The following is a 25,241-nucleotide window of genomic DNA, read 5'->3' on the forward strand; positions in this document are numbered from 1 at the left end:
CCTTCCCCCGCAAGGGGGGAAGGACGCTGTGGTTACTGCCGGCTCAGCTGTCCGGCCAGGATCACATCGATCTGCTTGCCGATCTGGGTCGTCAGCTGCTGCATGGTCCAGCCGTCGTAGGCGGCGCCGCGATAGTTGGACAGATAGGCGTCATAGATCAGCTCGCTGAGCAGGCGCACATCGGCGTCCTGGCGCAGCTCGCCTTCCCGCACGCCGGTCTGCAGGGCGTCCGAGACGACCATGACCAGCGGCTTGATGGCGGCGCGGGTGCGCATTTCGGCTGCGACCGGCTGGAACCACGAGCGGGCCACGACAGCCTGGACCAGCGGAAGCTGTTCCAGCGAGGCATGGTAGCCGGCGGTCATTGCGGCCAACAGACGGGCGCGCAGCGAGGTCTCGGCGGCGGCCGCGGTCTTCAGCGTCTCGGCCAGCTTCGCCAGGTCTTCCGACAGGACGGCCTCGAACAGTTCGGCCTTGTCCTGGAAATTGGCGAAGACGGCGCCGGTCGACATGCCCGCGCCCTTGGCGATGTCGCGGATGGTGGCCGGCTCATAGCCGCGCTCTGCGAAGAGGGTCCGCGCGGCGTCCAGCACCTTCTGGCGGGTGCGGACCTTGGCGGCCTGGCGGCGGTTCAGCCGGGGGGTCTCGGCTTCGGAATCGGCGGCCGGGGAAGGGGTCAAGGCGACATCTCGCATGGAACGGTTACTCACTGGGCGGCGGTGTGGGGAGCGCCGTGGGAACTATACGCCGAAGCGATGGACAATCCGGGGCGGGCGCGAAGGCACGCAGACACATCGCCTGTCAGGCGAGAACGGGGCAATCATCACGCAACGATGACCAAAATGGGGTAGCGGGATTAACAGCCCGGATAGTCATGCGGTTAACGTGCGTGGGCCTGTTCTCCGTCGGTGCGGCTCAGCGACGCAGCGTGGAGCGCAACGCCCGCGGGCTGCGGACCGCGTCGCTGTCGGGCATGGACTCCTGAAACAGCTTGCGGAACCGGTCCCGCCGCTCGTGGATCGACGCCAGCACCAGCCCCATGGGCACGCCCAGATCGACCAGGGTGTTCTCGGCCAGTTGCAGGCTCGCCTCGGTGGTCTCCGGGACGGCGTCGGTCACTCCGAGGGCGTACAGCCGCGCGGCGTGTTTGTGATCCCGGGCGCGGGCGATCAGGATCAGGTCCGGCCGCAGCGACCGCGTCGCGACCACCACCTCGTCCACCTTGGCGGGCGCATCCATGGTGACCACCACCGCCCGCGCCGTGTCGATGCCGCAGCGTTGCAGCATCTCGGTCCGTCCGGCGTCGCCATAGAAGACATTGGCGCCCTCTCTCCGGCCCAGGGCCACGGTCGTGGGATTGGCGTCGATGGCGAGGAATTCCTGGCCGTGTTCGGTCAGCATCTCCCCGACCAGCCGCCCGACCCGGCCGAACCCGACGATCAGCACCTGACCCGATGTGGCCGAGGGCGGCTCCAGCGCCTCGGGCGGCAGTTCCGGCGCGGCCGGCGCCGCGCGCGCCAGCAGCCGGTCGGCGATGACGGCCATCAGGGGCACGGTGAAGATGCTGATCGTCGCGGCCATCAGGACCGTCCGGGTGAAGGCGGGCGAGGCGATCCCCTCGACCAGCCCGGCCCCCAGGATGACGAAGGCGAACTCTCCCGCCGGCCCCAGCACCAGCGCCGTTTCGATGGCGGTGCGGTTGTTCAGGCCCCAGAGGCGGGCGGCCCCGAAGATCAGGACGGCCTTGAGCAGGGTCAGCATGACGGCGAGACCGAACACCGCGACGGGATCTGCGGCCACGGCGTCGAGGTCGAGGCTGATCCCGACCCCGACGAAGAACACGCCCAGCAGCAGGCCCTTGAAGGGCTCGATCGAGATCTCGACCTCGCGGCGGAACTCGGTTTCGGCCAGCAACAGCCCCGCGATCAGGGCGCCGAGACTCATCGACAGTCCGGCGGCCTGGGCCGCCACGCCGGCGCCGACGACCACCAGCAGACTGGCGGCGATGAACATCTCCTGCCCCTGCCCCTTGGCCTTGGCCCGGGCCACGGAGCGGAACATGGGCCGCAGCACCAGCCGGCCGAGCACGACGAGCAAGGCCAGGCCGATGGCGGCCGGGATCAGGGTGAACAGGGCGGGCCGCAGCACCGCCGGGTCGAAATCGCCGCCGCCCACGCCGCTCTGGGCGAGGGCCGCCAGCACGGTGACGGTGATCAGGATCGGGGCGACGACCAGATCCTGGGCCAGCAGGATCGAGAAGGTGGCGCGTCCGGCCGTCGTCTTGATCCGCCCGCGCTCGGCCATCACCGGCATCACCACCGCCGTCGAGGACAGCGCCAGCCCCATGCCCAGCACCGCCGCCGAGACCAGCGGCTGACCCATGAAGACGAACACCGCCGCCAGCGCGACGGTGCAGGCCGCCACCTGGGTCAGGCCGAGGCCGAACACCAGCTTGCGCATGGCCCGCAGCCGTTCCCACGACAGCTCCAGCCCGATCATGAACAGCAGGAAGGCGACGCCCAGTTCGGACAGGGAGCGAATCTGGGTCGCGTCCGAGATCGTCAGCCACGAGAGCCAGGGCGCGTATTCGGACAGTCGGGCCAACCCGTCCGGACCCAGCAGCACGCCGGCGGCGAGAAACCCCAGCACGGGGCTGATCTTCAGTCGGTTGAACAGCGGCACGACCACGCCGGCCGCGGCCAGGAAGACCACCAGATCCTTGTATTCGCCGCCGCCGCCGTGAGTCGCCATTCGCCCTCCGTCGGGGCGCAGCCTACAGGCTGAAACGCCGCCCCGTCTGGCTTTCCGTCGCACATGACAAAAAATTCAGGCGACAGCGGGGACCCGGGGCGTAGGGTCGCCGACGACGCTGTCCCAAGAGAAGCGAAGTCGAGGAACCCCCATGAAGAAACTGCTGATCGGCGCCGCGCTCGGCGCCCTGCTCCTGCCCGCGTCCGTGGCGTCCGCCCAGGTCGGCGGAGATGACCATGGCCACGCCTGCATCGACGAAAGCTGCACGATCTTCGAACTGTTCCAGACGCCCGCCGAAGGCGCGACCGTCCAAGGCTATCAGGGCGTGGAAACGCCGCGCTACGGGACCTGGGGCTTTGATCTGGCGGGTCGCGACACCTCGGTGCGTCCAGGCGACAGCTTCATGCGCTACGCCAATGGCGCTGCGCTGGACCAGCTTCAGATCCCCTCCGACCGCACCTCCTACGGCTCGTTCAACCTGCTTCGGGAACTGTCGGACAACCGCGTCAAGGTGATGATCGACGCCCTGGTCGCGCGCACCGACCTGACCCCCGGCTCCGACGAACAGAAGATCGCCGACGCCTATCGCGCCTACATGGACGAGGACCGGATCGAGGCGCTGGACGCCCAGCCGCTTCAGCCCTACCTCGCCGCCATCCGGGCCGCGAACACTCACGACGCCATGGCCGTCTACATGGGCCAGACGCAGGGCCGCGTGGGCGCCTCGATCTTCGGCACAGGCATCACCACCGACCAGAAGGCGCCGACCCGCTATGTCGTCTCGACCGGCCAGGCCGGCCTCGGCCTGCCCAACCGTGACTACTATCTGGCGGACCGATGGGCCGAGAAGAAGGCCCTGTACCGCGCCTATGTCGAGCGGATGCTGACCATGGTCGGCTGGGAAGACCCGGCGGCGAGCGCGGACGCGATCCTCGCTTTCGAGAACCGGATCGCCGAGGCGCACTGGACGCCGGAGCAAAACCGCAACCGCGACGAGACCTACAACGAATACACCATCGGCCAGCTGGCGGATGAAGCGCCGGGCTTCCCGTGGCAGGCCTATTATACGGCCGTCGGGGTCGGCGACGTGCCCCGGCTGATCGTCCGCCAGGACACGGCCATGCCCGCGATCGCCGCCATCTTTGCGGACACCCCGGTCGCCACCCTCCAGGCCTGGCAGGCCTTCCACACCACCGACCAGGCCGCCTCGCGCCTGTCGAGCCGATTCGCGGACGCCCAATGGGAGTTCCGATCGCGTGACCTGCAGGGCCAGCCCATGCAACGTCCCCGTGACAAGCGCGGCATCAGCTTCGCCGAAGGCATGCTGGGCGAGGCCGTCGGCCGCCAGTACGTCGCCGAATACTTCCCCGCCGAGTCCAAGGCGCAGATGGAGGCGCTGGTCGCCAACCTGCGCGTCGCGCTCAGCAACCGCATCAACACCTATGACTGGATGGGCGACGCCACCAAGGCCGCGGCCCAGGAGAAGCTGGCCAAGTTCACGGTCAAGATCGGCTACCCCGACCGGTGGCGCGACTACTCGGCTCTCGAAATCCGCCCGGACGACCTGTTCGGCAACGGCGAGCGGGCCGGCCTGTTCCGCTGGAACTACCAGCTGAACCGCCTGAACCAGCCGGTGGACAAGGAAGAGTGGGGCATGACCCCGCAGACGGTGAACGCCTACTACAACTCGACCAACAACGAGATCGTCTTCCCGGCCGCCATCCTGCAGCCGCCCTTCTTCGATCCGAACGCAGATCCGGCGGTCAACTACGGCGGCATCGGCGGCGTCATCGGCCACGAAATCGGTCACGGCTTCGACGACCAGGGCTCCAAGTCCGACGGCGACGGCGTTCTGCGCAGCTGGTGGACGGCCGAGGACCGGGCCAATTTCGACGCCCTGACCGCCCGCCTCGGCGCGCAATACGGCGAGTTCGAGCCTCTTCCGGGTTTCCGGGTCCGTCCCGCCCTGACCATGGGCGAGAACATCGGCGACGCCGCCGGCAACGCCGTCGGTCTCGAGGCCTATCACCTGTCGTTGAACGGCCAGCCCGCGCCGATTCTCGACGGCACGACCGGCGACCAGCGCTTCTTCTACGGCTGGGCCCAGGTCTGGCAGTCGAAATACCGTGACGACGCCCTGCGCCAGCAGATCGACACCGACTCGCACAGCCCGGCCGAGTTCCGGGTCATCGGTCCGGTCCGCAACATCGACGCCTGGTACGAGGCCTTCGACGTCCAGCCCGGCGACAAATACTACCTCGCGCCGGAAGACCGGGTGCGCATCTGGTAGGGCGTTTCATGCGCTGACGACGAGGGGGTCGGAGCTGACGCTCCGGCCCCCTTTCTCTTTGGGCAGGGGGTCGTCGGGAGCGAACGCGCTCAAGCAGCGAGCTGCCGCGCGGCGAGCGTTAGCGCCATGATTCCGGATGCAAAAAAGCCCGCCGCGGGGGATACATCGCGGCGGGCTTTCTTTCGCTCTTTGACGAGCGGACGTTTCCTCCCCGAAACGCCTCCGGGCCGCTGCTGCGTCGAAACGCTGCGCTTCCCGAGTGCGTCAGAAAGACGACATTTGGGGCCGCAAGTCAATGAAGCGGCGAGTGAAACCGGGATTTTTTAAACCTTATCAGTGATAAGTCACGACGCCTTGCGCGCCTGCGCCACGATCCGGGCGACGGTGGCGACCAGGTCGGATCGCGGCACGACCTGCTGGCCCGGCCGTTCCGATTTCCACGCTTCATTGTCGCTGACGCCGGCGGCCAGGGCGCGGCCCGCGTCGAGATCCTTGACCGTGACCTGGTTCGCCGCGATCTCGTCGCCGCCGAGGATGACGGCGGCCGGCGCGCCGCGGCGGTCGGCGTATTTCATCTGCGCCTTCATCCCCGCCCGACCCAGATACAGTTCGGCCGCGATCCCGGCGTTGCGCAGCTCGGACACCGCGTCGAGGTAGTGCTGCATGTCGGCGTCCGAGAAGACGATCACCACGACCGGCCCGCGCACCGCGTCCTCGTCGCCGCGTCCGGCCGCGCGCAGGGCCGAGGCCAGACGCGACACCCCGAACGAAAAGCCGGTCGCCGGCAGCCGCTCGCCGGTGAACCGCGCCACCAGATCGTCATAGCGCCCGCCGCCGCCGATCGAGCCGAAGCGCACGGCCCGGCCCTTTTCGTCGACGGTGTCCAGCAGCAGTTCGGCCTCGAACACCGCCCCGGTGTAATATTCCAGCCCGCGCACGATGGTCGGATCGAAGCGCACGGCGTCCTGGCTCACCTTCATCGCGTTCAGGGCGGCGTCGATGGCGGCCAGTTCGGTCAGGGCCGCCTCGCCCGCACCGCCGATCGGGCCGCCTTTGGAGATGACTTCCAGAACTTCGGACCGCGATAGGTCAGGGGAGTTTGCCGTGGCCAGAAATACGTCAATGGAGGATATGAGTGAGGGGGGAAGACGGGCTCCATCGGTGCGATCGCCCGACTCATCAGTTCGGCCCTCGCCCAGCAATAGTCGCGTGGCCTCCCAACCCAAGCGGTCGAATTTGTCGATGGCGCGCAGGGCGGTCAGTTTCTGGACAGAATCAGTGACGCCGCCCGCCTCGAACAGGCCGTCGAACAGCTTGCGGTTCGAAACCCGCACCACCGCCTGCCCCGCGTCCAGCCCCGCCGCGCGCAGTCCCTCGCAGGCCATGGCGATGATCTCGGCGTCGGCCTCGGGCCGGTCCGAGCCGACGGTGTCGGCGTCGCACTGGACGAACTCGCGGAACCGCCCGGGGCCGGGCTTCTCATTGCGCCACACCGGGCCGAAGGCGTAGCGGCGGAACGGCTTGGGCAGGGTCTCCCAGCCTTGCGCCGCGAACCGGGCCAGCGGCGCGGTCAGATCGTAGCGCAGCGCCATCCACTGATCGTCATCGTCCTGCAGCGCGAAGACGCCCTCGTTCGGACGATCGGCGTCGGGCAGGAATTTGCCCAGGGCGTCGGCGTATTCGAACGCCCCCGTCTCCAGCGGCTCGAACCCCCAGCGCTCATAGACCTCGGACACCCGGGCCACGAGGCGGCGCTCGGCGATCAGGTCGCGGCCGCGACGGTCGGCGAAGCCGCGGGGGTTGCGGGCTTCGGGGCGGGGGGAGGCGTCGGAACTCATGGCGCGCGCTTACGCCATCCCCCGGCCCGGAGCAACGCGGCGGTCAGCTCCGGGGGTTGCGGATCGGCACCAGCCGGCCGTAGCTGAGGCACCGCCACAGCCATTCCAGCGGCCCCATCTGGAACACCGACAGCCAGAGCGGGGACCAGATCAGCTGCAACACCCACACCGCGCCCACCACGCCCCACAGCGCCGGGCGATCCATGCTCCCGATCCAGTGCGGCCCCCACGGCTGGGTGAACAGGGTGGTCATGATGACGGTCTGGCTGAGATAGTTGGTGAAGGCCATCCGCCCGACCGGCGCGAACACGGCGGTGAGCCAGCCGGCCCCGCGTGTCGTCAGCAGGATCAGCAGGCTGGCGTAGGCCAGGGTGATCAGCACCGGCGCGGCGCCCGCGGCGGTGGCCATCATGTCCATCCGCGACAGGGGCTCGCCGTCGCCGATGCGTTGCCATTCGGTCCACCCCAGGGCGGCCAGCACCGCGCCGCCGACGAGGATCAGCAGGCCATAGACCCAGGCGGGCGCCCGCCCGGCCCAGAAGCCGCTCTTGAGCAGCCCCATGCCCAGCATCATCAGTCCGCCGGTCGGGATCAGCATGAAGGTCACGCTGAGGCCCTGCAGGAAGGTCCACGCCTTGAAGTTCTCGGCCAGCATGCCGGACCAGCCGCTCTTGTAGGCGGCGATGGAGGCAGCGACACTCTCGGCCGTGGCGCCGCCGCCGCCGCCCATCTGGCTCGCCACATTGGCCAACACCTCGGGCGGCGCGAACATCAGCGCCAGCATCGAACCGCCCTGCAGCAGGAACATCAGGGTGGTGATGATCGCCCCGACCAGGATCAGGGTGCGGGCCTTCCAGGAACGGGTGAACATCACCAGCAGGCCGGCCACGCCGTACATCAGCAGCACGTCGCCGTACCAGAACAGCAGGCCGTGGAGCAGGGCGATGACGATCAGCCAGAACAGCCTGTTGCGGATCAGCCGCCCGCGCGGCCGGTCCTTGCGTTCGCCGCCGACCAGGAAGATCGAGGCCCCGAACAGCATCGAGAACAGGGCGATGAATTTGGAGTGGAAGAACACCTTGGCCACCCACTCCGCCACGGCGGCGTCGCCGATCAGCGGGAAGGGGCCCAGTTCGGGGTTGAAATAGACCGCGGACGGATAGGCGAAGGCCGCCACATTGACCGCCAGAATGCCGAGAACCGCGAAGCCTCGCAGCACGTCCAGCGTGGCGATCCGGTTCCTGGGCGCGACGGGCGCCAGCACGGTCTGCGGCTGCGCGGTCGCGTCGATCTCGATGTTCGCCATGAAAGCCCCCTCTACGGCAGACCGATCCTTGGTCGCGGTTCGAGGCAAGGGAAACTTAAATCGACGTAATGAAGCGGACAGTCAGTCGTCGTCGCGCTCGACCATCACGCCCAGCCGGTCGCGCACCTCGGGCTGGGGCGTGAAGGCGATGAAGGCGGCGCACAGGCCAGCCCACAGCGCGTAGCTGACCCCGACCATGACGGCGACGGGCAGCAGGCCGACGCCATAGATCAACAGGGTCGTCTCGGTGGCGCCCGCGGCCTGGGCGATGCCGCCGGCCTCGAACCAGCCGATGACGCACAGGATGATGGCGAACAGCGCCTGCAACGCAGCCGCCAGCAGGCCGCCATAGAACATGAAGCGCCAGACCACGCCCAGCCGCGTCGACGGACGCCCGGTGCGCCTGCGCTCGCGCAACAGCAGCCACAGGCCCGCGGGAACCGCGAGCGCGCCGATGAACAGCGCCACCAGACGCAGGTCGATCTCCAGCGAGGGCATCCAGTTGTTCGGCGGCCAGATCATCAGGGTGATCGGGATCGGCGGCCAGAAGGCGCCGGCCACGGCCGCCAGCACGAGCCGGACCGGGTCGCGCCGCAGGGCCACCCGTTGCTGACCGGGAAAGTCTTCGGGCTTTTCCAGGGTGGGGATCATCGGGCCGGATTCACCGCGTCGGAACCGGCGTCTCGCCGGAATAGTCGTAGAAGCCGCGCCCGGACTTGCGGCCCAGCCAGCCGGCCTCGACATATTTCACCAGCAGCGGGCACGGCCGGTATTTGCTGTCGGCCAGACCCTCATACAACACGTTCATGATCGCCAGGACGACGTCCAGCCCCATGAAGTCCGCCAGCTCCAGCGGCCCCATCGGATGGTTGGCGCCCAGCTTCAGCGCCTTGTCGATCGAGGCGACGTTCCCGACCCCTTCATACAGGGTGTAGATCGCCTCGTTGATCATCGGCACCAGGATGCGGTTGACGATGAAGGCGGGGAAGTCCTCGGCGTTGGTGGTGGTCTTGCCCAGCGATTCGGCGAAGGCGACCGCCGTGTCATAGGTGTCCGCCGAGGTGGCGATGCCGCGGATGATCTCGACCAGTTTCATCACCGGGGCCGGCTTCATGAAATGCAGGCCGATGAACCGGTCCGGCCGGTCGGTCGCCGAGGCCAGTCGGGTGATCGAGATCGACGAGGTGTTGGACGCCAGCAAGGTGTCGGGCCCGAGGTGGGGGACCAGTTCGACCAGGATGGCCTTCTTGACCGCCTCGTCCTCGACCGCCGCCTCAATGACCAGATCGGCCCGGGCCGCGGCCGCGAGCGACGCCGCCGGGGAGATGCGCGACAGAACGGCGTCGGCGGCCGCCTGGTCGGTCAGGCCGCGCTCGACCTGGCGCGCCAGACTGGCGGCCACGGCCGCCTGGGCCTGGGGCACGCGATCGGCGGCGGCGTCGTACAGCAGCACCTGATAGCCGCCGGCGGCCACGGCCTGGGCGATGCCTGCGCCCATCTGGCCTGCGCCGATGATGGCGACGGATCGGATCGTGGTCATGAATTCCGGTTAGCTGGCAGGCGCGAAGCCCGGTCGGAGCGGCACCTTAGGACCCTTGTGGGACGGCGCAAGGGCGGAACGCGACGGGCGCCGCGAACCTGTCCCTGCGTGGCGTCCCGGTCGCGCACGCCCCTAGCCGAGCAGCGAAATCAGATGGGGGGCGCTCATCCGGTTGAACAGGATCCGCGCGAAATTGATCAGCAGCAGGACCACGATCGGCGAGATGTCGATCCCGCCCAGCGACGGAAGGATGCGGCGGAACGGCTCCAGCAGCGGCGCGGTGATCCGGTCGAGAAAGTCGGCCACCTGGTTCACGAACCGGTTGCGGCGGTTGATGACGTCGAAGGCGAACAGCCAGCTGATGATGGCCGACAGAATGATCGACCAGGTCAGGATCGACAGGATCGTATTGACCAGCCAGACGATGGCGTAACCCATGAAGGGGCTCCCGAAGCGAAATCAGTCCCGCTTCTAGCGTGACCGCGTCCGGCGTCCAAGGATTCCGGCGTCGCAGGGCGTCGCGACGCCAACCCCGTTGACACTCCCGCCCCGCCCCTCGTATGTCGCGCGCTCGCCTGCGCCCCGTGGTTCAACGGGGCAAGGGGGGCCGTAGCTCAGTTGGTAGAGCGCGTCGTTCGCAATGACGAGGTCAGGGGTTCGACTCCCCTCGGCTCCACCATCCTGCTTCGCGCTGGCGCGCTTCGCAGGACAAGTCCCATAGCGCGAAGCAGGATGCCCTTCGTGGCCGTTCCCCCCTCTCCCGTCCGCGTCGCCGCCCTCTACCGGTTCGCGGCCATCACCGACTGCGAGGCAGTCCGCGACCGGCTCGACGCCCTGTGCCGGCCGGATGTGCGCGGCACCCTGCTGGTGGCGCATGAGGGTCTGAACGGGACCATCGCCGGACCGCCCGCCGCGATCGACCGCGTGCTGGGCGGCATCCGCGCCCTGCCCGGTTTCGCCGAGCTGGATGTGAAGTTCGCGGACGCGGCGTCCATGCCCTTCCACCGGCTGAAGGTGCGGATCAAGCCCGAGATCGTGACCATGGGCCAGCCGGACCTGGATCCCGCCGTCAACGCCGGGACCTATGTCGCGCCGGCCGACTGGAACGCGCTGATCCAGGATCCCGACGTCGTCGTCATCGACACCCGCAATGACTATGAGGCCGCCGTCGGCGCCTTCGCCGGCGCGGTCCAGCCCAACACCCGCGGCTTCCGCGACTTTCCCGACTGGTTCCGCACCGAGGGCCGGGCCCTGCTGGACAGGCCGACCCCGCCGAAGGTGGCCATGTACTGCACCGGCGGCATCCGCTGCGAAAAGGCCACCGCCTTCCTCAAGTCGGAGGGCGTGCAGGACGTCTTCCATCTGGAGGGCGGCATCCTGCGCTATCTGGAGACGACGCCGGCGGCGGACAGCCTGTGGCGCGGCGAGTGTTTCGTCTTCGACGAACGGGTCGCCGTCGGCCACGGCCTGACCCCCGGGACCCATAGCCTGTGCCGGGGCTGCCGCATGCCGGTCAGCGACGCGGGGCGGATGTCGCCCCGCTACATCGAGGGCGTCTGTTGCGACCGCTGCGCCGACAGTCGGACCGAGGCGGACCGGGCGCGTTATCTCGAGCGGGCCAAACAGGTGGAGATCGCCGCCGGGCGCGGCATGGCCCACATCGGGGCGGTGCAGGCGCCGTCTGAAGACTGACTACTGGTCCTCGTCGAACTTGCGCGCGACCAGCTCGGCCAGTGCGGCCACGGCGTCCGCGGCCTCGGCGCCCTCGGCCGATATGTCGATGGTGCAGCCGTTGCCGGCGCCCAGCATCAGCAGGCCCATGATCGACAGGGCGTTCACCGTGACGCCGTCGCGGGTGACGTGGACCTCGGCGTCGAAGGTCGAGGCCAGTTTGACGAATTTGGCCGAGGCGCGGGCGTGCAGGCCGCGGGTGTTGCAGATGTTGGCGGTCGCGGCGGCGGTCATTTCTCGCCCTGGAGCACCCAGCTGGCGACCGAGATGTATTTGCGGCCGGCGTCCTGGGCGTGGGCGACGCAGGACTCCAGCGGCTCGCGGCCGCGCACGCTGGCCAGTTTGATCAGCATGGGCAGGTTCAGCCCGGCGATGACCTCGGCGCGGGTTTCCTCCATCACCGATATGGCCAGGTTGGACGGCGTGCCGCCGAACATGTCGGTCAGCAGGATGACGCCGTCGCCGTCGTTCACGGCCGCGGCGGCGTCGACGATGTCGCGGCGACGCCGCTCCATGTCGTCCTCGGGCCCGATACAGATGGCCGCGACCCCGCGCTGGGGCCCCACCACATGCTCCATGGCCGCAAGGAATTCCGAGGCCAGTCCCCCGTGGGTGACAATCACCAGCCCGATCATGAAGGCTTCACCAAGACTTTCGCCCCCGCGTCCGGCCGCCCTTGAGCGCGCCGCAAGCCGGGCGGAATAGCCCAAGTCCGCGCCGGGTTAAAGCCGGGCGATGGCCGCCGCGACCTTTTCGACCGCCGAGCCCTCGAAACCGGCCAGTCGGACCAGCGGCAGGGACCGGCCCGCCACGGTCCGTGTTTCGGCGTCCGGCAGCCGCTCCGGCGCGGCCCTGGTCAGCGCCACCTCCAGGACCAGCCGCACCACCCCCTGCACGCAGGCGTCGACGACCCCGACGCCCCGGGCCTCGATCCGGCCGGTGATCGTCTCCGGCGCGGTGGCGTAGAGGGCGTCTCCCGAGGCGAAGACATGGACATAGTCGTCGGCCACCAGCCGCCAGCCGCGTCCGAGCAGGCGCAGGGCCAGATCGCTCTTGCCCGCGCCCGACGGTCCGGTGATCAGGATGGCGCGCCAGCCCGTCCCCGGCGTCCAATGGGCCATGGCGGTGGCGTGGATCGGTTGGGGAGTGCTCACGCACGCCGCCCCGGCGTCGACGCCGCGGGCAGGGCGACCTCGAAGCGCGCGCCGGCGACGCCGCCCGCCTCATCCGGGCGGTTGGCGGCGGTCACCCGCCCGCCGTGCGCCTCGACGATCTGCCGGACGATCGACAGACCCAGTCCCGAATTGGCCCCGAACGCCGTGCCCCGGGGGCGGGCCGTGTAGAACCGCTCGAACACCGTCTCCAGATTGTCCGGCGGAATCCCCGGACCGTCGTCGTCGATCCGCACCCGGACCGGCCGGTCCGGGTCGAGGTCGTCCCGCGCCAGCGACAAACGCACCGTGCCGCCCGGCGGGCTGAACGAACGGGCATTGTCGATCAGGTTGCGGAACACCTGCCCCAGCGGCCCGTCGCGGCCCATGATCTGGACATGGTCGCCCGTCGGGGCGGCGAAGTTCACATGCGCCTCGCCCGGTTTCAGTCCGGCCTCATAGACGCCGACGATCTCGGTCAACAGCTGGGTCAGGTCGATGGTGCGCGGCCGGTCGCGGTTCAGTTCGGCGTCCAGCCGCGAGGCGTTGGAGATGTCGGTGATCAACCGGTCCAGACGCCGCACATCCTGTTGCAGCAGGCTGGTCAGCTTCTCACGCTGCGCCGCGGTCTTGACCAGCGGCAGGGTCTCCAGCGCCGAGCGGATCGAGGTCAGCGGGTTCTTGATCTCGTGCGAGACGTCGGCGGCGAAGGCCTCGATGGCGTCCATCCGGTCCGACAGGGTCTCGGTCATGGTCTCCAGCGACCGGGCCAGGTCGCCGATCTCGTCCTTGCGGCCCTCCAGATCAGGCAGGGAGATGGCCCGGGCCCGCTGCAGCCGGACCTCGTCCGCCGCCGCCGACAGCCGCATCACCGGCCGGGCCACGAACAGATGCATCAGCAGCGACCCCAGCAGATTCACGAACAGGGCCACCAGGGCGAAGGGCATCAGGGCGCGGCGCTGGGCGGCCAGGGTCTCGTCGACGTCGCCGGCCTCCAGCGTCAGAACCCCCAGCACCTGCTGCACATGGCGCACGGGGATGGAAACCGAGACCACCCGGTCGCCGCCTTCGGAGCGGCGGATGGTCGACTGCGCCTCGCCGTCCAGCGCCTGTTCGACCTCGGCGGCGAGGGCGGCGCGGGCGCGGTCCAGATCGTCGGCGTCGCGGCTCTCGGCCTCGGGATCGACCCGCGACGCCGGCGTGCCGGCGGGCAGGGCCGGCGGCAGGGCCTGGCCGGGGATCTCCTCGGTCACGGCATAGCTGTCGGCGACCAGCAGCCCGTCGATGTCGAACAGCCGCGCCCGCTGGCCCGCCGGGATGAAATTGTCCCGCAGCAGCAGGGGCGCCTTCTCGACGTTGAACTGCGGCGTGGGCTCGCCCACCGTATATTCCTTGTCGGCCAGCACATTGGCCAGCAGCTCGGCCTGGGCGGTCAGCGTCTCCTGCCGCGCCTCGATCAGGCCGCGGCTCCATTCGTTCAGCAACAGGGCGCCGACGAACAGGATCAGCAGGCTGAGCAGGTTCAGCGCCAGAATCAGGCCGCCCAGCCGCGACCCGCCGAAGCGTTTCACGCTGCGGCGGGGTTCGGCCACTCCCGGCGGGAGGGGATCAGCTTTCGCGATAGCGGTATCCGACGCCATACAGGGTCTCGATGGCGTCGAACTCGGGGTCGACCACCCGGAACTTCTTGCGCATCCGCTTGACGTGGCTGTCGATGGTGCGGTCATCAACATAGACCTGATCGTCGTAGGCGGCGTCCATCAGGTTGTCGCGGCTCTTCACGAATCCGGGCCGCTGGGCCAGGGCCTGGAGCAGCAGGAACTCCGTCACCGTCAGCTTGACCGGCTTGCCTTCCCAGGTGCTCTCGTGGCGCGCCGGGTCCATCGACAGCTTGCCGCGCTTGATCGCCTTGGCCGAGTTCTCGCCGCCCGCATCCGGCTCCGCTCCGTCGGCGCCGGTGCGCCGCAGCAGGGCCTTGACCCGTTCGATCAGCAGCCGCTGGCTGAACGGCTTGTGGATGTAGTCGTCGGCGCCGAGGTTGAAGCCGAGGATCTCGTCGATCTCCTCGTCCTTGGACGTCAGCATGATGACCGGGATCTGCGAGGTCTGGCGCAGGCGGCGCAGCACCTCCATCCCGTCCATGCGCGGCATCTTCACGTCGAGGATGGCCAGGTCGGGCGGATTGGCCTCCAGCGCCTCGAGCCCCGACGCGCCGTCGTGCCAGGCCGTGACCTTGTGGCCATGGCTTTCCAGCGCCAGCGAGACGGAGGCGACGATGTTCTCGTCGTCGTCGACCAGGGTGATGTTCGCCAAGTCAGGCTCCTTGCAGACGGTTCGTTCGCCATCACAACGCGCGGCAAGCGGTACCGTTCTAAAACATCTGGGAGAGATTACGGCGGAAAACATGGGCTGCGCCGCCGCAATGCGCAACGAAACCCGGCCTTAAAGCCTTGGCGCCATACTGGGACTGAACAGTGTGAGTGTATCATGGCCGGCCCCGTCCACTACGAAGTCTATGTGCGAAAGACCGCGCCCGCGCCCTGGAGCCTCCAGATGGCGACGGAGGATCGCGCCCACGCCGTCCAGACCGCCGAGGACATCCTGACCGACCACGGCGCCGCCGCCGTCCGCGTCACCAAGGAGACGCTCGACCCCGACACCATGGAATTCACCAGCCTGACTGTGCTGACCCGCGGCGCGCCCGAGATCCAGCGCAAGCGGCAGCTGCCGGAAGATCAGCAGGGTCCCCGCTGCACCGGCGCCCAGGATTTCTACACGCCGCACGCCCGCGAGACGATCGGCCGGGTTCTGGAGGACTGGCTGGCGCGGAGCGGCGTCACCGCCTTCGAACTGCTGCACCGGCCGGATCTGGCGGAAAAGCTGGAAGCCTCAGGCGTCGAACTGCAGCACGCCATCCAGAAGATCGCCGTGCCGGAAAGCCAGGAGGTGGGCCAGCCGGTCCACGATCTGGTGCGCCACTACCAGAAGCTCTCGGACCAGGCCGTCGAACGGGTCATCTCGGCCGGACGGCGCAATCTGTTCCCCGACCTCGAAAACAGTTCGATCGCTGACCTCGCCCATCGCCTGATCGGGCAGCCGGACCGCGCCTTCGTCATGGGCGGGATCGTGTCCGGCGCCCTGAAGGGCCTGCGCGGCGGGCGGGTCCGGCTCGACCGGCTGATGGACCTGGCCGACCGCGCGCCCCTGGACGGGGCGGCCCACGCCATGGTCATGGTGCCGATCGAGCAGATCCTGTGCGAGATGCTGGCCGCCCGGACCAGCCTCGCCGATGTGCTGGGGCCCTCGCTGGACCAGGGCGCCTCGCTGGCCGCCGTGGTCCGCATGGTGGCGCCGCGCGAGATCAACGCTCTGATCGCCCAGGATCCCCGGCTGGCGCTGCAGGTTCCGGCGGTGGACGGCCCCGCGGCGCGTCTCGGAGCCCGGCTCGAGGCGGGGCAGTTCCCCCTGCTCGCCGCCGCCCTCGCCCGCATGGTCCTGCGCGAGCTGATGAGCCCGCGCCGCCTGCGCCCCAAGGACCCCGCGGGTGAGATCGACATCCTGCGCACCCTGGCGATGACGCTCACCGTCACCGCTGGGCGGCTTCTGACGCTCGACGAGGTGCAGACGGCGTTCAACGAACGGTCCAAGGCCATTGTCACGGCCGATTTCGTGGCCGCCTACGTCAAGCCCTGCAACACCGTGCTGTGCGAGGCCGAGGCCCTGACCCGGCTGTGCGAGAACGTCACCGGCGGCGCCAACAAGCGGTCGGCGGCCCGCTGGCTGTCAGCCTGCGTCGGCTCGCTGCGTTTCGAGGGCGAGATGCGGGCCCCGTCCACGACCCAGACCGCCGCCCAGAAGCTGGGCGTGCTGGCCGGGCTGCAACGGGCCGTGCGCGCCTGCGGCCTCATGGAGCGCGACCATGCCGAGATCAACGCCGCCATCGGGGCGATCGGTGGGACGGTGGAGGCCGACGCCCGGATCGTCATGATGCTGGCCCGCTCTCCGGCGCCCCTGGTGCAGAAGCTGTCCGTGCTGCTGCGCCTCGCCGCGGGCGAGACGGCGCCGCTGGGCCCCGCCGCCGACCGCGCCAAGGCCGAGGCCGTCAAACTGTTCCGCGCCCCGGAATCCCGCGCCACCCTGTCCGCGGCGCCGGAAACCCTGGTCCCCCTGAAGGGTCTGATGCAGGCTGCGGGCCTGGCGGCCTGAAATCTGGCCTGGGCGGGGGCGGTCCGGCTCAGTCGAAGATGTCGAAGATGCTGTCCCGCTTCTTCTTCTTGTAGCGGTAATCGTCGTCATCCCGGCTGCGATAGCGTTCGTCGCGATAGGCGGGCTGCCCGCCCCACGGCTGCTGCGGCGGCTGTTGCGGCGGATAGGGCTGCGCCTGCGGAGCCGGCGCGGCCTGGGGCGCGGACGCCCGGCCGTCCTGCATCGCCGAATCCATCAGCTTCTCCAACTCGCCACGATCCAGCCAGACGCCGCGGCAGGTCGGGCACATGTCGAACTGCACGCCGCCCCGCTCCAGCGTCTGCATGGCGGCGTTGTCATTGGGGCACATCAAGAGCGGCATCGGCGTCTCCGGTCGGGGTTCTTCGTTAGAGCTAGGGCGTCGCGCCGGTTCCGCCAACGCGGCGATCGGCCGCGCGGAGCGTCCGCCTCAGTCCGGCGCCCCGCCGCCCGCCGCGATCCAGGCGTCGACCTGGTCCTCCAGCACCTCCAGCGGCACCGAGCCCGAGCCCAGCACCACGGCGTGATAGTCGCGCAGGTCGAACCGGTCGCCCAACGCCGCTTCCGCCCTCTGGCGCAGCTCGACGATCTTCAGTTCGCCGATCTTGTAGCTGGTCGCCTGCCCCGGATTGGTCAGATAGCGCTCCACCTCCTTGACGATGTCGCGCTCGCTCAGCAGCGAGTTCTGGCGGAAATATTCGATCGCCTGTTCGCGGGTCCAGCGCTTGGCGTGCAGGCCCGTGTCGGTCACCAGCCGCACCGCGCGCCACAGCTCGGTCGAGAGCCGGCCGAAGTCGGAATAGGGGTCCTGATAGAAGCCCATCTCCTTGCCCAGCCGCTCCGAATACAGGCCCCAGCCCTCGGCGTAGGCGCCATAGCCGCCGAAGCGACGGAAGCGCGGCAGCCCCTCCATCTCCTGCGCATAGGCGATCTGGAAATGGTGGCCCGGCGCGCCCTCGTGATAGCTGATGCCCTCGATCTGGGGCTTCAGCACCTGGGTCATGTCCGACAGATTGACGTAGTAGATGCCGGGCCGCGACCCGTCCGGCGCCGGCGAGTTGTAGAAGGCGATCGAGGCCGTCGCCTCGCGCCACGATTCCACCGCCCGGACCTCCAGCGCGGATTCGGGCAGGTCGCTGAAATACCGCGGCGCCGCCTCCATCACCTGGGCCACGAAGGCGCGGGCGTCGGTCAGATACTGCTCCTTGCCCTCCGGCGTGTTCGGGTACTGGAACCGCGGGTCCGTCTTCAGGAAGGCGAACATCTCCTGCAGCGAGCCCTCGAAGCCGACCTGGGTCATGATCGCCTGCATCTCGCCCTGCAGCCGCGCCACCTCAGACAGACCGATGTCGTGGATCTGGTCCGCCGTCAGGTCCGTGGTGGTCGAGAGCTGGAGCCGGGCGTTGTAATAGGCCTCGCCCTCCGGCAGGCGCCAGACGCCGCCGGCGTTGTCGGGCATCGCCTCAGCCTGGGCCCCAACCTCGGCCAGGGCGGTCAGAACGCCGTCATAGCCGCGCCGCCACGGCCCGGTCAGCGCCGCCCGGCCCTCGGCCAGCAAGCGTTCCTTGGTCGCCGCATCGGCCTCCAGCGCGCCGATCTTGCGCTGAAAATCGGCCCAGACCGGATTGTCCGCCGCGTCATCAAACGGCGCGCCCGCGATGATCGCGCCCGTATTCGCGATCGTCGGCTCGAACACGAACACCGGCGAGATCACCCCCGCCGCGGCCCGCGCCCGCAGGGTCGCCGAAATCTCGCCCATCACCCGCTCGGCCTCGACCAGCCGCGCCACATAGGCTTCGGCGTCCGATACGCTGTCGATGCGGTGGTTGTTGATCATGAAGGCCGGCAGGCCGGTGGTCGGATTGCCGTTGGCCGCGAACTGATAGCCCCAGTCGCGCCACCGGTTCGACAGCCGCGCCTGCTCCACCCCGTATTCGAACAGCCGCCACGACATCCGGCTGTCGGCGCTCAGCGTCGCCGGATCGAACTCGGCCTTCATCTGCGCCAGCTGCCGCTCGGCCAGGGCCAGCGACCGCTCGGCCGCCGCGTCGGTGGCGTCATCCAGCTTGTCGTAGTCGGTCTTGATGCCCAGCGAGGTCATCGACTGCGGGCTCAGGGCGATCCGTTCCTGGAAGGCCTGTTCGAAAAAGGCCGCCAGCCGGGCGTCCTCGCTCTGGGCGGCGGCGGGCGCGGCATGGCCGGCGTGGGCGTCCTGCGCCGAGGCGACGGCGGGAACCCCGGCCAGCAGGGCGAGAACGGCGGCGGACGAAACGAGCAGACGGCGCATGGGAACCCCCGGAGTCACTGAGGCCGCGACCATCCCCGACCCGGCGCCGGGGCGCAAGTTACGGACGCGTCAGGTCAGCCCGGCGAGACCGGCCGCTGCGGCCGCGACGCCCGCCAACGCCAGGGCGGCGGTCACCGAGGTCTTGGCGCCCAGCGGACCCGAGCGCGGATGGGCCGGCCCCTCTGACCCGTCGCCCTCGATCTGCGCCAGGCGGTCGGCATAGCTCCCTTCGGTGCGGCGCAGTCTCCAGCTGATGAAGGCGGTCTGCAGCAGGGCCGCGCCCGCCGCCAGCATCAGCCACGACCGCACCGGCTCGGGCGCGTCGCGAAACAGGAAGGCCGCCGCGATCAGGGCCGACAGGACGAAGGCGACCGTCTGGAAGAACAGTCGGCTGAAATGCAGTCGCGCCTCGGCGAAGGCGCGGTACTGGGCGAGGCGGAGCGTGGGTTCGGTCATCTCTTTCCTCTCTTGCGCGCATTTGGCGGCTGGCGCCCCGGGCTCGACCCCGCTTAGGTGACGCCGACACCGCCGGTTGAGCCTGAATGCGCATTCTTCTCATAAACGTGCCCCATCCTGCGATCGGCAGCCGGATTCCGAAAGAACAATTGCCGCCCTTGGGCCTGCTCGCCGTCGGCGGGCCCCTCATCGACGACGGGCACGAGGTGTCGCTGCTGGATGGCGAGTTCGGGCCGATGCGTGTGGACGCGCTGGTGGCCGAGGCCTTGCGTCGCGCGCCCGAGGCCGTCCTGTTCGGTCATTCAGGATCGTCGTCCGGCCATCCCGTCATCGCCGAGGTCGCGGCCCGTATCCGCGCCGCCCTGCCCGGCGTCCACATCGTCTATGGCGGCGTCCATCCGACCTATTTCTGGCGCGAGATCCTGCGCGACGAGCCGCAGGTCGACGCCATCGTGCGCGGCGAGGGCGAGGAGACGGCCCGGCGGCTGCTGGCCGCGCTGGAAACCGGCGGCGACCTGTCGAACATCCCGGGCGTGGCGTTCCGGCGCGACGGCCGGCCCACGGCCACCCCGGCCGCGCCGGTGATCCTGACCCTGGATGACTATCGCGTCGGCTGGGAGCTGATCGACCACCGCCGCTACAGCTACTGGGGCGGCAAGCGCGCCGTGGTCATCCAGTTCTCGCGGGGCTGTCCGCACCTGTGCAACTACTGCGGCCAGCGCGGTTTCTGGACCCGCTGGCGCCACCGCGATCCCGAGAAACTGGCTGACGAGATCGCCTGGCTGCACCGCGAGCATGGCGTCGAGGTGTTCAACTTCGCCGACGAGAACCCCAGCGCCGGCCGCAAGCCCTGGCTCGCCTTCCTGCGTGCGATCATTGCCCGCGACCTCGACATCACCCTGGTCGGCTCGACCCGCGCCGGCGACATCGTGCGCGATCGCGACGACCTGCATCTGTACAAGCGGGCGGGTTTCGAACGCTTCCTGATGGGGATGGAATCGACCGACGAGCCGACCCTGAAACTGATCCGCAAGGGCGCGACCGCCAATGTCGACCGCGAGGCGATCCGCCTGCTGCGCAAGCACCGCATCCTGTCGATGGCCACATGGGTCGCCGGCTTCGACGAACAGACCGACGCCGACTTCTGGCGCGGCCTGCGCCAGCTGGTCGACTACGACCCCGACCAGATTCAGGCCCTCTACGTCACCCCGCACCGCTGGACGCCCTACTACCGGCTGGCCGAGGACCGGGCGGTGATCCAGCCCGACCGCCGCCGCTGGGACTACAAGCATCAGGTCCTCGCCATGAAGCGGGTGCCGCCTTGGCGGGTCTTCCTGTGGGTCAAGGCGATCGAATTCGTCTGCCAGGCGCGGCCGAAGGCCCTCGCCCGGCTGATCTGGCGCCCGGACCCGAAAATCCGCCACGCCACGCGGTGGTACTACCGCATGGGCCGCCGCGTCTGGTTCCACGAGATCATGGGCTTCCTGTTCCGCGACGCCCGGGTCAAGGACGGCCGCACCGTCGCCGACCATTTCGGCGCCGTTCAGGATCATGAGGAGGAAGCCTCCGCCGTCCCGCCCCGACCGCCCCGTCTTCAGGTCAATGCGCCGATGGCGGACGCCTGAGCCGTGTCTTCCCGCCCCGCATAATCTCGCCCCTCCCGACCCTCATTTCACCCTTCCCGACCCCCGCCGCCGGAAATCATCCATCGCGGCGCGGGGCGGCGGTAAAATGATCCCGTCGCCTTCCCGAAAGGCGGCGCGCGTCTTTGACAGCAGGGTTTCACGGCGGCTCCGGCGCAGGAGCGGTCGACGGGAACGCGGCCGGAAAGCGGGCTCAGCCCGCGCAATTCCGGAGCAGCGTCATGTCTTTCCGGGGACAGTATTGTCTCGCCCCTGTCCCTAGAATTCCCGCCAGCTGTCCCCGGGATCGCGCTCGCCCGGCTCGACGCTCTGCTGGCCCCAGGCGACGATCATCAGCAGCTTGTGGCTGCGGATGCGGAACTCGCCGGTCATGGGCACGACGGCCCCCAGCGGCGCGCCGGTCTTGGGCTCATAGAGGAAGCCCGAGAACTCGGCGACGCCGACGCGGTCGCGGCGGCTGTAGATCGACAGCTCGGGCACCGAAACGACGTTGAAGTTGTCGTTGATCGGCACCCGCATCTCCGGCAGGCCGAAGACGCGGCGCATCTGCTCCAGCGACAGGGCGCCGGCGCGCAGCTCGAACACGGCGTCGGCCTCGGCCTTGGTGGAGGCCAGCGCATAGCCGGCGTCCGACAGGGCGTTGCGGATGGCGCTGACGGCGTAGGGCGCGTTCTCGGCCCGGAACCAGGCGTCGTCGACGAAGACGCGCGAGCCGGTCGGGATCGGCAGGGTCAGGCCCTCGACGGCGCGGTCGGCGGCGCGGGCCACCAGCAGCTGTTCCGTGGCGGTGCGCGACGGATAGGTCTCGGAGGTCGAGGCGCAGGCCCCGGCGAACAGCGCAAGCGCCAGGATCGGATACGCTTTCAAGATCACCAGCTCCCGGTGTTGGGCATGGAGACCCAGGGCTCGGCGGGCGGGCGCGGCGAGCCCTCCTGCAGCAGTTCGATGGAGATGCCGTCCGGCGAACGGACGAAGGCCATACGGCCGTCGCGCGGCGGCCGGTTGATGACGACGCCGCCGTCCATCAGCCGCTGGCAGGCGGCGTAGATGTCGCCGACCTTGTAGGCCAGATGGCCGAAATTGCGCCCGCCGTCGTAGGGCTGGGGGTCCCAGTTGAAGGTCAGCTCCACCTCGGGCGACCGGTCGGCTGCGGCGCGCGAGCGGTCGGCGGGGGCGGCGAGAAAGACCAGGGTGTAGCGCCCCGCCTCGTTCTCCATGCGGCGCGTCTCCTCGAGACCCAGCAGGTCGCAATAGAAGCGCAGCGAGGCGTCGAGGTCGGTCACGCGGACCATGGTGTGCAGATAGCGCATGGGAGTCCGTCCTGGGGGAGAGGCGGGAGGCGGCCTCTATAGCGACCCTTCGCCGCGACCGCGACTCACGACGGGTTTCCGTGGATGCGCGACCGTCCCCGGCCTGCTAGACGCGGCGTTCGGCCTTTCCGGGAAACACATGCTCCGCAAGCTTTACGACTGGGTTTTCGCCCTGGCCCGCAGCAAGCACGCCACGCCGGCGCTGGCCGTGGTGTCCTTCACCGAAAGCTCCTTCTTCCCGGTTCCGCCCGACGTGATGCTGGCGCCGATGATCCTGGCGCGGCCGGACCGGGCCTATTTCTACGCCGGCGTCTGCACCCTGGCCTCGGTCCTCGGCGCCATGCTGGGCTACGCCATCGGCTATTTCCTGACCGATGTCGGGATGATGATCCTGACCTGGCTGGGCAAGGCCGACACCTTCGAGACCTCCAAGGCCCTGTTCCAGCAGCACGGCGCCTGGGTCATCCTGGTCAAGGGTCTGACCCCCATCCCGTTCAAGCTGATCACCATCGCCTCGGGCATTTTCCAGTTCAACTTCCCCCTGTTCGTGGCCCTGTGCGCCATCACCCGCGGCGGTCGCTTCTTCGCCGAGGCCTGGGTGCTCAAGCGCTGGGGGCCCGCCATGCTGGAAATGGTCGAAAAGCGGCTGGCGATGTGGAGCATCATCGGGCTGGTGGTGCTGGTCGGCGCCTTCCTCGCGGTGAAGATGCTCTGATCGCCTGAGGCTCATCGACGCGGCGTTCCGGCCCCGCTATGAACGTCGTCCGATGAGACGCCTTTATCGACTCCTGACGCGGTGGTGGACCGCCTTCGCCCTGGCGGCCTCGCTGGCCATGCTGGGCGCCGCCCATGCGTTCGAACGGTTCGGGGAGCTCGCCCCCTGCAACCTCTGCCTCAAGCAGCGCGAGGTCTACTGGGGCGCCGTCGCCATCGCCCTGGTCGCCACCCTGTGGCATCTGATCAGCCGGGGCAGCCGCGGCACGCCGCGCATCGCCGCCTTCCTGCTGGCCGTGGTCTTCGCCACCGGCGCGATCACCGCGGGCTTCCATTTCGGCGGTGAGCTGAAATGGTGGGACCTGCCCGCGACCTGCGCCGGCGGCGGCGACATCAATCTCGAGAGCCTGGCCGCCCTCGCCCTGGGCTCCGGCCCGATCGAGAAGGTCGTCATGTGCGACGCGGTGACGTGGCGCTTCCTCGGTCTGTCCATGGCAGGATGGAACGCCCTGATCTCGGCCGCCCTGGCCGTGTTCAGCCTGCTTGCCGCCAAGAGGCCCAAGGATGCCCGAGCCCCTCGTATCTGAACCGGCGGACGCCCGCCGGATTCCGCTGGCCCGACCCGGCCTGGGCGCGAGCCAGCGGCGCCGGGCCGAGATCCTGCGCGTCGATCACGCCGGCGAGTACGCCGCCGTTCACATCTACCGCGCCCAGAAGGCCGTGTTCGAGGGCCGCGCCGGCCGGGACGCCATCGCCGCCGACATGGGCGAGATGCAGGCCCAGGAGGCCGTGCATCTGGCCCGGTTCGACGCCCTGCTGAACGCCGAGCGGGTGCGGCCCACGGTGATGACGCCGGTCTGGCGGCTGGCGGCCCTGGCGCTGGGGACCGGCACCGCCCTGATGGGCGAGAAGGCCGCCCATGCCTGCACCGAGGCGGTCGAGAGCGTCATCGAGGAGCACTACGCCGACCAGATCGCCGAACTGGCCGACCGCGACCCCGCCCTGGCGGCGGAACTGACGGCCTTCCGCGACGAGGAACTGGCCCACCACGACCACGCCGTGGCCCACGGCAGCCGCGAGGCGCCCGGCTACGGCCTGCTCAGCGCGGTGATAAAGGCCGGCTGCCGCGCGGCCATCAAGGTCAGCGAACGGATCTGACGTCGAAGGCCAGCAGCAGGGTGCGCTGGGTCGCATTGTTGTTGTCGTCCGAAAGGATGTAGAGCCGCGTCCCGCCTTGGCCGGCGACAGCGGCCACCCCCTCGAAATTGTCGGTCGTGCCGGGCAGTTTCAGCTCGATCAGGACCGGGCCAAGCGTCCCGTCCGCGGCCATGCGTCGGACCCGGGCGCGGGCGTCGACGGGCGGATTGTACGACCGCTGGACCACGAACCAGCCTTCGCCCGACGGATCGCGGTCCATGCCGGTGATCCGGTATTCACTGTCGGGGATCGGCGAGGCGGGCGCGACGACGACGTCGCAGCGGTCCGCCGTGCAGTCCCAGACGCCGCCGGACTCTCCGCTGACGCGCCAGCCCTCCGGACCTGCGGCGATCCCCTCCATGCCGTCGTTCAGGGTGAAGGCCGTGTCGGGCTGGCGCACCGCAACCGGCGCGGACCGCGGCTGCCGCGGATCGCCGTAGTTCCAGATGCGGTGGTCGCGTTCGAAACTGACCAGCAGATCGCCCCGGGCGTCGATGGCCAGCCCCTCCGCGTCCCCGTCGACTTTTTCGACGATCGGCCCGCCGTCCATCAGCGTCAGACGCCGAACCGCCAGCCCCTCGACGCCGGCCAGCCGTCCGGCCCGGTCGAGGCGCAGCCGCCCGCGCACCAGATCGCCGGCGTCGCTGACGCTGACGAAGGCCGCGTCGTCGAGCAGTTTCAGGTCCGACAGGCTGTGCAGCGGCGAGGTCGCCTCCAGCACCAGTTCGATGCCGCCGGCGAACCGGACGCCGTCCGCCAGCCGCGCCCCGCCCGGCAGACCGAGCCCGGCCGGCCGGGCTCGG

General features: G+C 69.4%; 25 protein-coding genes and 1 tRNA gene. 8 read left to right on the forward strand and 18 right to left on the reverse strand.

Going from position 1 to position 25,241, the window contains the following annotated elements; genetic code table 11:
• Positions 1–32: 32 nt before the first annotated feature.
• Both B2742_RS08920 and B2742_RS08925 read right to left on the reverse strand, forming a co-directional pair.
• Positions 33–680 carry a TetR/AcrR family transcriptional regulator gene (locus B2742_RS08920; RefSeq protein WP_292065258.1) on the reverse strand — a complete coding sequence of 216 codons (648 nt, stop codon included), beginning with the start codon at positions 678–680 and terminating at the stop codon, positions 33–35.
• Between the two features lie 235 nt (positions 681–915).
• Complete coding sequence (locus tag B2742_RS08925) at positions 916–2,751, reverse strand: cation:proton antiporter (protein ID WP_292065261.1); 1,836 nt, start codon at positions 2,749–2,751, stop codon at positions 916–918.
• A 151-nt stretch (positions 2,752–2,902) separates the two neighbouring features.
• On the opposite strand from B2742_RS08925, the gene B2742_RS08930 reads away from it, so the two are divergent.
• A complete protein-coding gene (locus B2742_RS08930) occupies positions 2,903–5,041 on the forward strand; it encodes a M13 family metallopeptidase (protein WP_292065264.1) in 2,139 nt (712 codons plus the stop codon).
• A gap of 344 nt (positions 5,042–5,385) precedes the next feature.
• Here B2742_RS08930 and hisS read toward each other — a convergent pair whose 3' ends face one another.
• The 5 genes from hisS to B2742_RS08955 form a co-directional block, all read right to left on the reverse strand.
• Positions 5,386–6,879, reverse strand: coding sequence for a histidine--tRNA ligase (gene hisS, locus B2742_RS08935; protein WP_292065267.1), 1,494 nt, complete (start codon positions 6,877–6,879; stop codon positions 5,386–5,388).
• A gap of 43 nt (positions 6,880–6,922) precedes the next feature.
• A complete protein-coding gene (locus B2742_RS08940; protein ID WP_292065269.1) occupies positions 6,923–8,185 on the reverse strand; it encodes a DUF418 domain-containing protein in 1,263 nt (420 codons plus the stop codon).
• A gap of 81 nt (positions 8,186–8,266) precedes the next feature.
• The gene (locus B2742_RS08945) at positions 8,267–8,836 is read right to left on the reverse strand and encodes a phthalate transporter (protein WP_292065271.1); all 570 of its coding nucleotides are present in this window, start codon (positions 8,834–8,836) and stop codon (positions 8,267–8,269) included.
• A 10-nt stretch (positions 8,837–8,846) separates the two neighbouring features.
• Positions 8,847–9,725: a 3-hydroxybutyryl-CoA dehydrogenase gene (locus B2742_RS08950; protein WP_292065272.1), complete on the reverse strand. Its 879-nt coding sequence runs from the start codon at positions 9,723–9,725 to the stop codon at positions 8,847–8,849.
• A 132-nt stretch (positions 9,726–9,857) separates the two neighbouring features.
• On the reverse strand, positions 9,858–10,163 hold the full coding sequence (locus B2742_RS08955) for a YggT family protein (protein WP_292065273.1): 306 nt from the start codon (positions 10,161–10,163) through the stop codon (positions 9,858–9,860).
• A 165-nt stretch (positions 10,164–10,328) separates the two neighbouring features.
• Here B2742_RS08955 and B2742_RS08960 point away from each other — a divergent pair.
• A tRNA-Ala gene (locus B2742_RS08960) sits at positions 10,329–10,404 on the forward strand.
• A gap of 62 nt (positions 10,405–10,466) precedes the next feature.
• Entirely contained in the window at positions 10,467–11,417 is a 951-nt protein-coding gene (locus tag B2742_RS08965) for a rhodanese-related sulfurtransferase (RefSeq protein WP_292065274.1), read from the forward strand.
• On the opposite strand, the gene B2742_RS08970 is transcribed toward B2742_RS08965, so the two are convergent.
• The 5 genes from B2742_RS08970 to B2742_RS08990 form a co-directional block, all read right to left on the reverse strand.
• The gene (locus tag B2742_RS08970; protein ID WP_292065276.1) at positions 11,418–11,690 is read right to left on the reverse strand and encodes an HPr family phosphocarrier protein; all 273 of its coding nucleotides are present in this window, start codon (positions 11,688–11,690) and stop codon (positions 11,418–11,420) included.
• On the reverse strand, positions 11,687–12,091 hold the full coding sequence (locus B2742_RS08975) for a PTS sugar transporter subunit IIA (RefSeq protein ID WP_292065277.1): 405 nt from the start codon (positions 12,089–12,091) through the stop codon (positions 11,687–11,689). Before B2742_RS08975 ends, B2742_RS08970 begins: the two co-directional genes overlap by 4 nt.
• An 87-nt stretch (positions 12,092–12,178) precedes the next feature.
• On the reverse strand, positions 12,179–12,610 hold the full coding sequence (locus B2742_RS08980; RefSeq protein ID WP_292065278.1) for an HPr kinase/phosphorylase: 432 nt from the start codon (positions 12,608–12,610) through the stop codon (positions 12,179–12,181).
• Positions 12,607–14,247: a stimulus-sensing domain-containing protein gene (locus tag B2742_RS08985; protein WP_292065279.1), complete on the reverse strand. Its 1,641-nt coding sequence runs from the start codon at positions 14,245–14,247 to the stop codon at positions 12,607–12,609. Before B2742_RS08985 ends, B2742_RS08980 begins: the two co-directional genes overlap by 4 nt.
• Positions 14,216–14,920 (reverse strand): response regulator transcription factor, encoded by a 705-nt coding sequence (locus tag B2742_RS08990; RefSeq protein ID WP_292065280.1) that lies wholly within the window; start codon positions 14,918–14,920, stop codon positions 14,216–14,218. The genes B2742_RS08985 and B2742_RS08990 overlap by 32 nt, the downstream gene beginning before the upstream one ends.
• A 174-nt stretch (positions 14,921–15,094) precedes the next feature.
• Between B2742_RS08990 and B2742_RS08995 the strand changes: the two genes are divergently transcribed.
• A complete protein-coding gene (locus B2742_RS08995) occupies positions 15,095–16,813 on the forward strand; it encodes a hypothetical protein (protein ID WP_292065282.1) in 1,719 nt (572 codons plus the stop codon).
• Between the two features lie 28 nt (positions 16,814–16,841).
• On the opposite strand, the gene B2742_RS09000 is transcribed toward B2742_RS08995, so the two are convergent.
• The 3 genes from B2742_RS09000 to B2742_RS09010 all read right to left on the reverse strand — a co-directional run bounded on the left by B2742_RS09000 (position 16,842) and on the right by B2742_RS09010 (position 19,574).
• Positions 16,842–17,174: a zf-TFIIB domain-containing protein gene (locus B2742_RS09000; protein WP_292065283.1), complete on the reverse strand. Its 333-nt coding sequence runs from the start codon at positions 17,172–17,174 to the stop codon at positions 16,842–16,844.
• An 87-nt stretch (positions 17,175–17,261) separates the two neighbouring features.
• Entirely contained in the window at positions 17,262–19,118 is a 1,857-nt protein-coding gene (locus B2742_RS09005) for a DUF885 domain-containing protein (protein WP_292065284.1), read from the reverse strand.
• 69 nt (positions 19,119–19,187) lie between these two features.
• Positions 19,188–19,574 (reverse strand): hypothetical protein, encoded by a 387-nt coding sequence (locus tag B2742_RS09010; protein WP_292065285.1) that lies wholly within the window; start codon positions 19,572–19,574, stop codon positions 19,188–19,190.
• 86 nt (positions 19,575–19,660) lie between these two features.
• On the opposite strand from B2742_RS09010, the gene bchE reads away from it, so the two are divergent.
• On the forward strand, positions 19,661–21,199 hold the full coding sequence (gene bchE, locus B2742_RS09015) for a magnesium-protoporphyrin IX monomethyl ester anaerobic oxidative cyclase (RefSeq protein WP_292065286.1): 1,539 nt from the start codon (positions 19,661–19,663) through the stop codon (positions 21,197–21,199).
• Positions 21,200–21,475: 276 nt separating this feature from the next.
• Here the strand turns inward: bchE and B2742_RS09020 are convergent, their stop codons facing one another.
• Together B2742_RS09020 and B2742_RS09025 are read right to left on the reverse strand one after the other, a co-directional pair.
• The gene (locus tag B2742_RS09020) at positions 21,476–22,084 is read right to left on the reverse strand and encodes a DUF6655 family protein (RefSeq protein WP_292065287.1); all 609 of its coding nucleotides are present in this window, start codon (positions 22,082–22,084) and stop codon (positions 21,476–21,478) included.
• A gap of 2 nt (positions 22,085–22,086) precedes the next feature.
• Entirely contained in the window at positions 22,087–22,527 is a 441-nt protein-coding gene (locus B2742_RS09025; protein ID WP_292065289.1) for a VOC family protein, read from the reverse strand.
• A 139-nt stretch (positions 22,528–22,666) separates the two neighbouring features.
• Here B2742_RS09025 and B2742_RS09030 point away from each other — a divergent pair, with 139 nt between their 5' ends.
• From B2742_RS09030 to B2742_RS09040, 3 genes are read left to right on the forward strand one after another with little or no spacing between them, the layout of a single operon-like run.
• Positions 22,667–23,242, forward strand: a complete 576-nt coding sequence (locus B2742_RS09030) for a YqaA family protein (protein WP_292065290.1) — start codon at positions 22,667–22,669, stop codon at positions 23,240–23,242.
• Positions 23,243–23,294: 52 nt separating this feature from the next.
• Positions 23,295–23,828 (forward strand): disulfide bond formation protein B, encoded by a 534-nt coding sequence (locus tag B2742_RS09035; RefSeq protein WP_292065292.1) that lies wholly within the window; start codon positions 23,295–23,297, stop codon positions 23,826–23,828.
• Positions 23,806–24,399: a demethoxyubiquinone hydroxylase family protein gene (locus B2742_RS09040; protein WP_292065294.1), complete on the forward strand. Its 594-nt coding sequence runs from the start codon at positions 23,806–23,808 to the stop codon at positions 24,397–24,399. The genes B2742_RS09035 and B2742_RS09040 overlap by 23 nt, the downstream gene beginning before the upstream one ends.
• Here the strand turns inward: B2742_RS09040 and B2742_RS09045 are convergent.
• Positions 24,383–25,241, reverse strand: an 859-nt coding sequence (locus B2742_RS09045; RefSeq protein ID WP_292065296.1) for an esterase-like activity of phytase family protein, incomplete at its 5' end; no start/stop codon positions are given. The genes B2742_RS09040 and B2742_RS09045 overlap by 17 nt on opposite strands.

The organism is Brevundimonas sp. UBA7664, assembly GCF_002483305.1.
Classification (GTDB): Bacteria; Pseudomonadota; Alphaproteobacteria; order Caulobacterales; family Caulobacteraceae; genus Brevundimonas.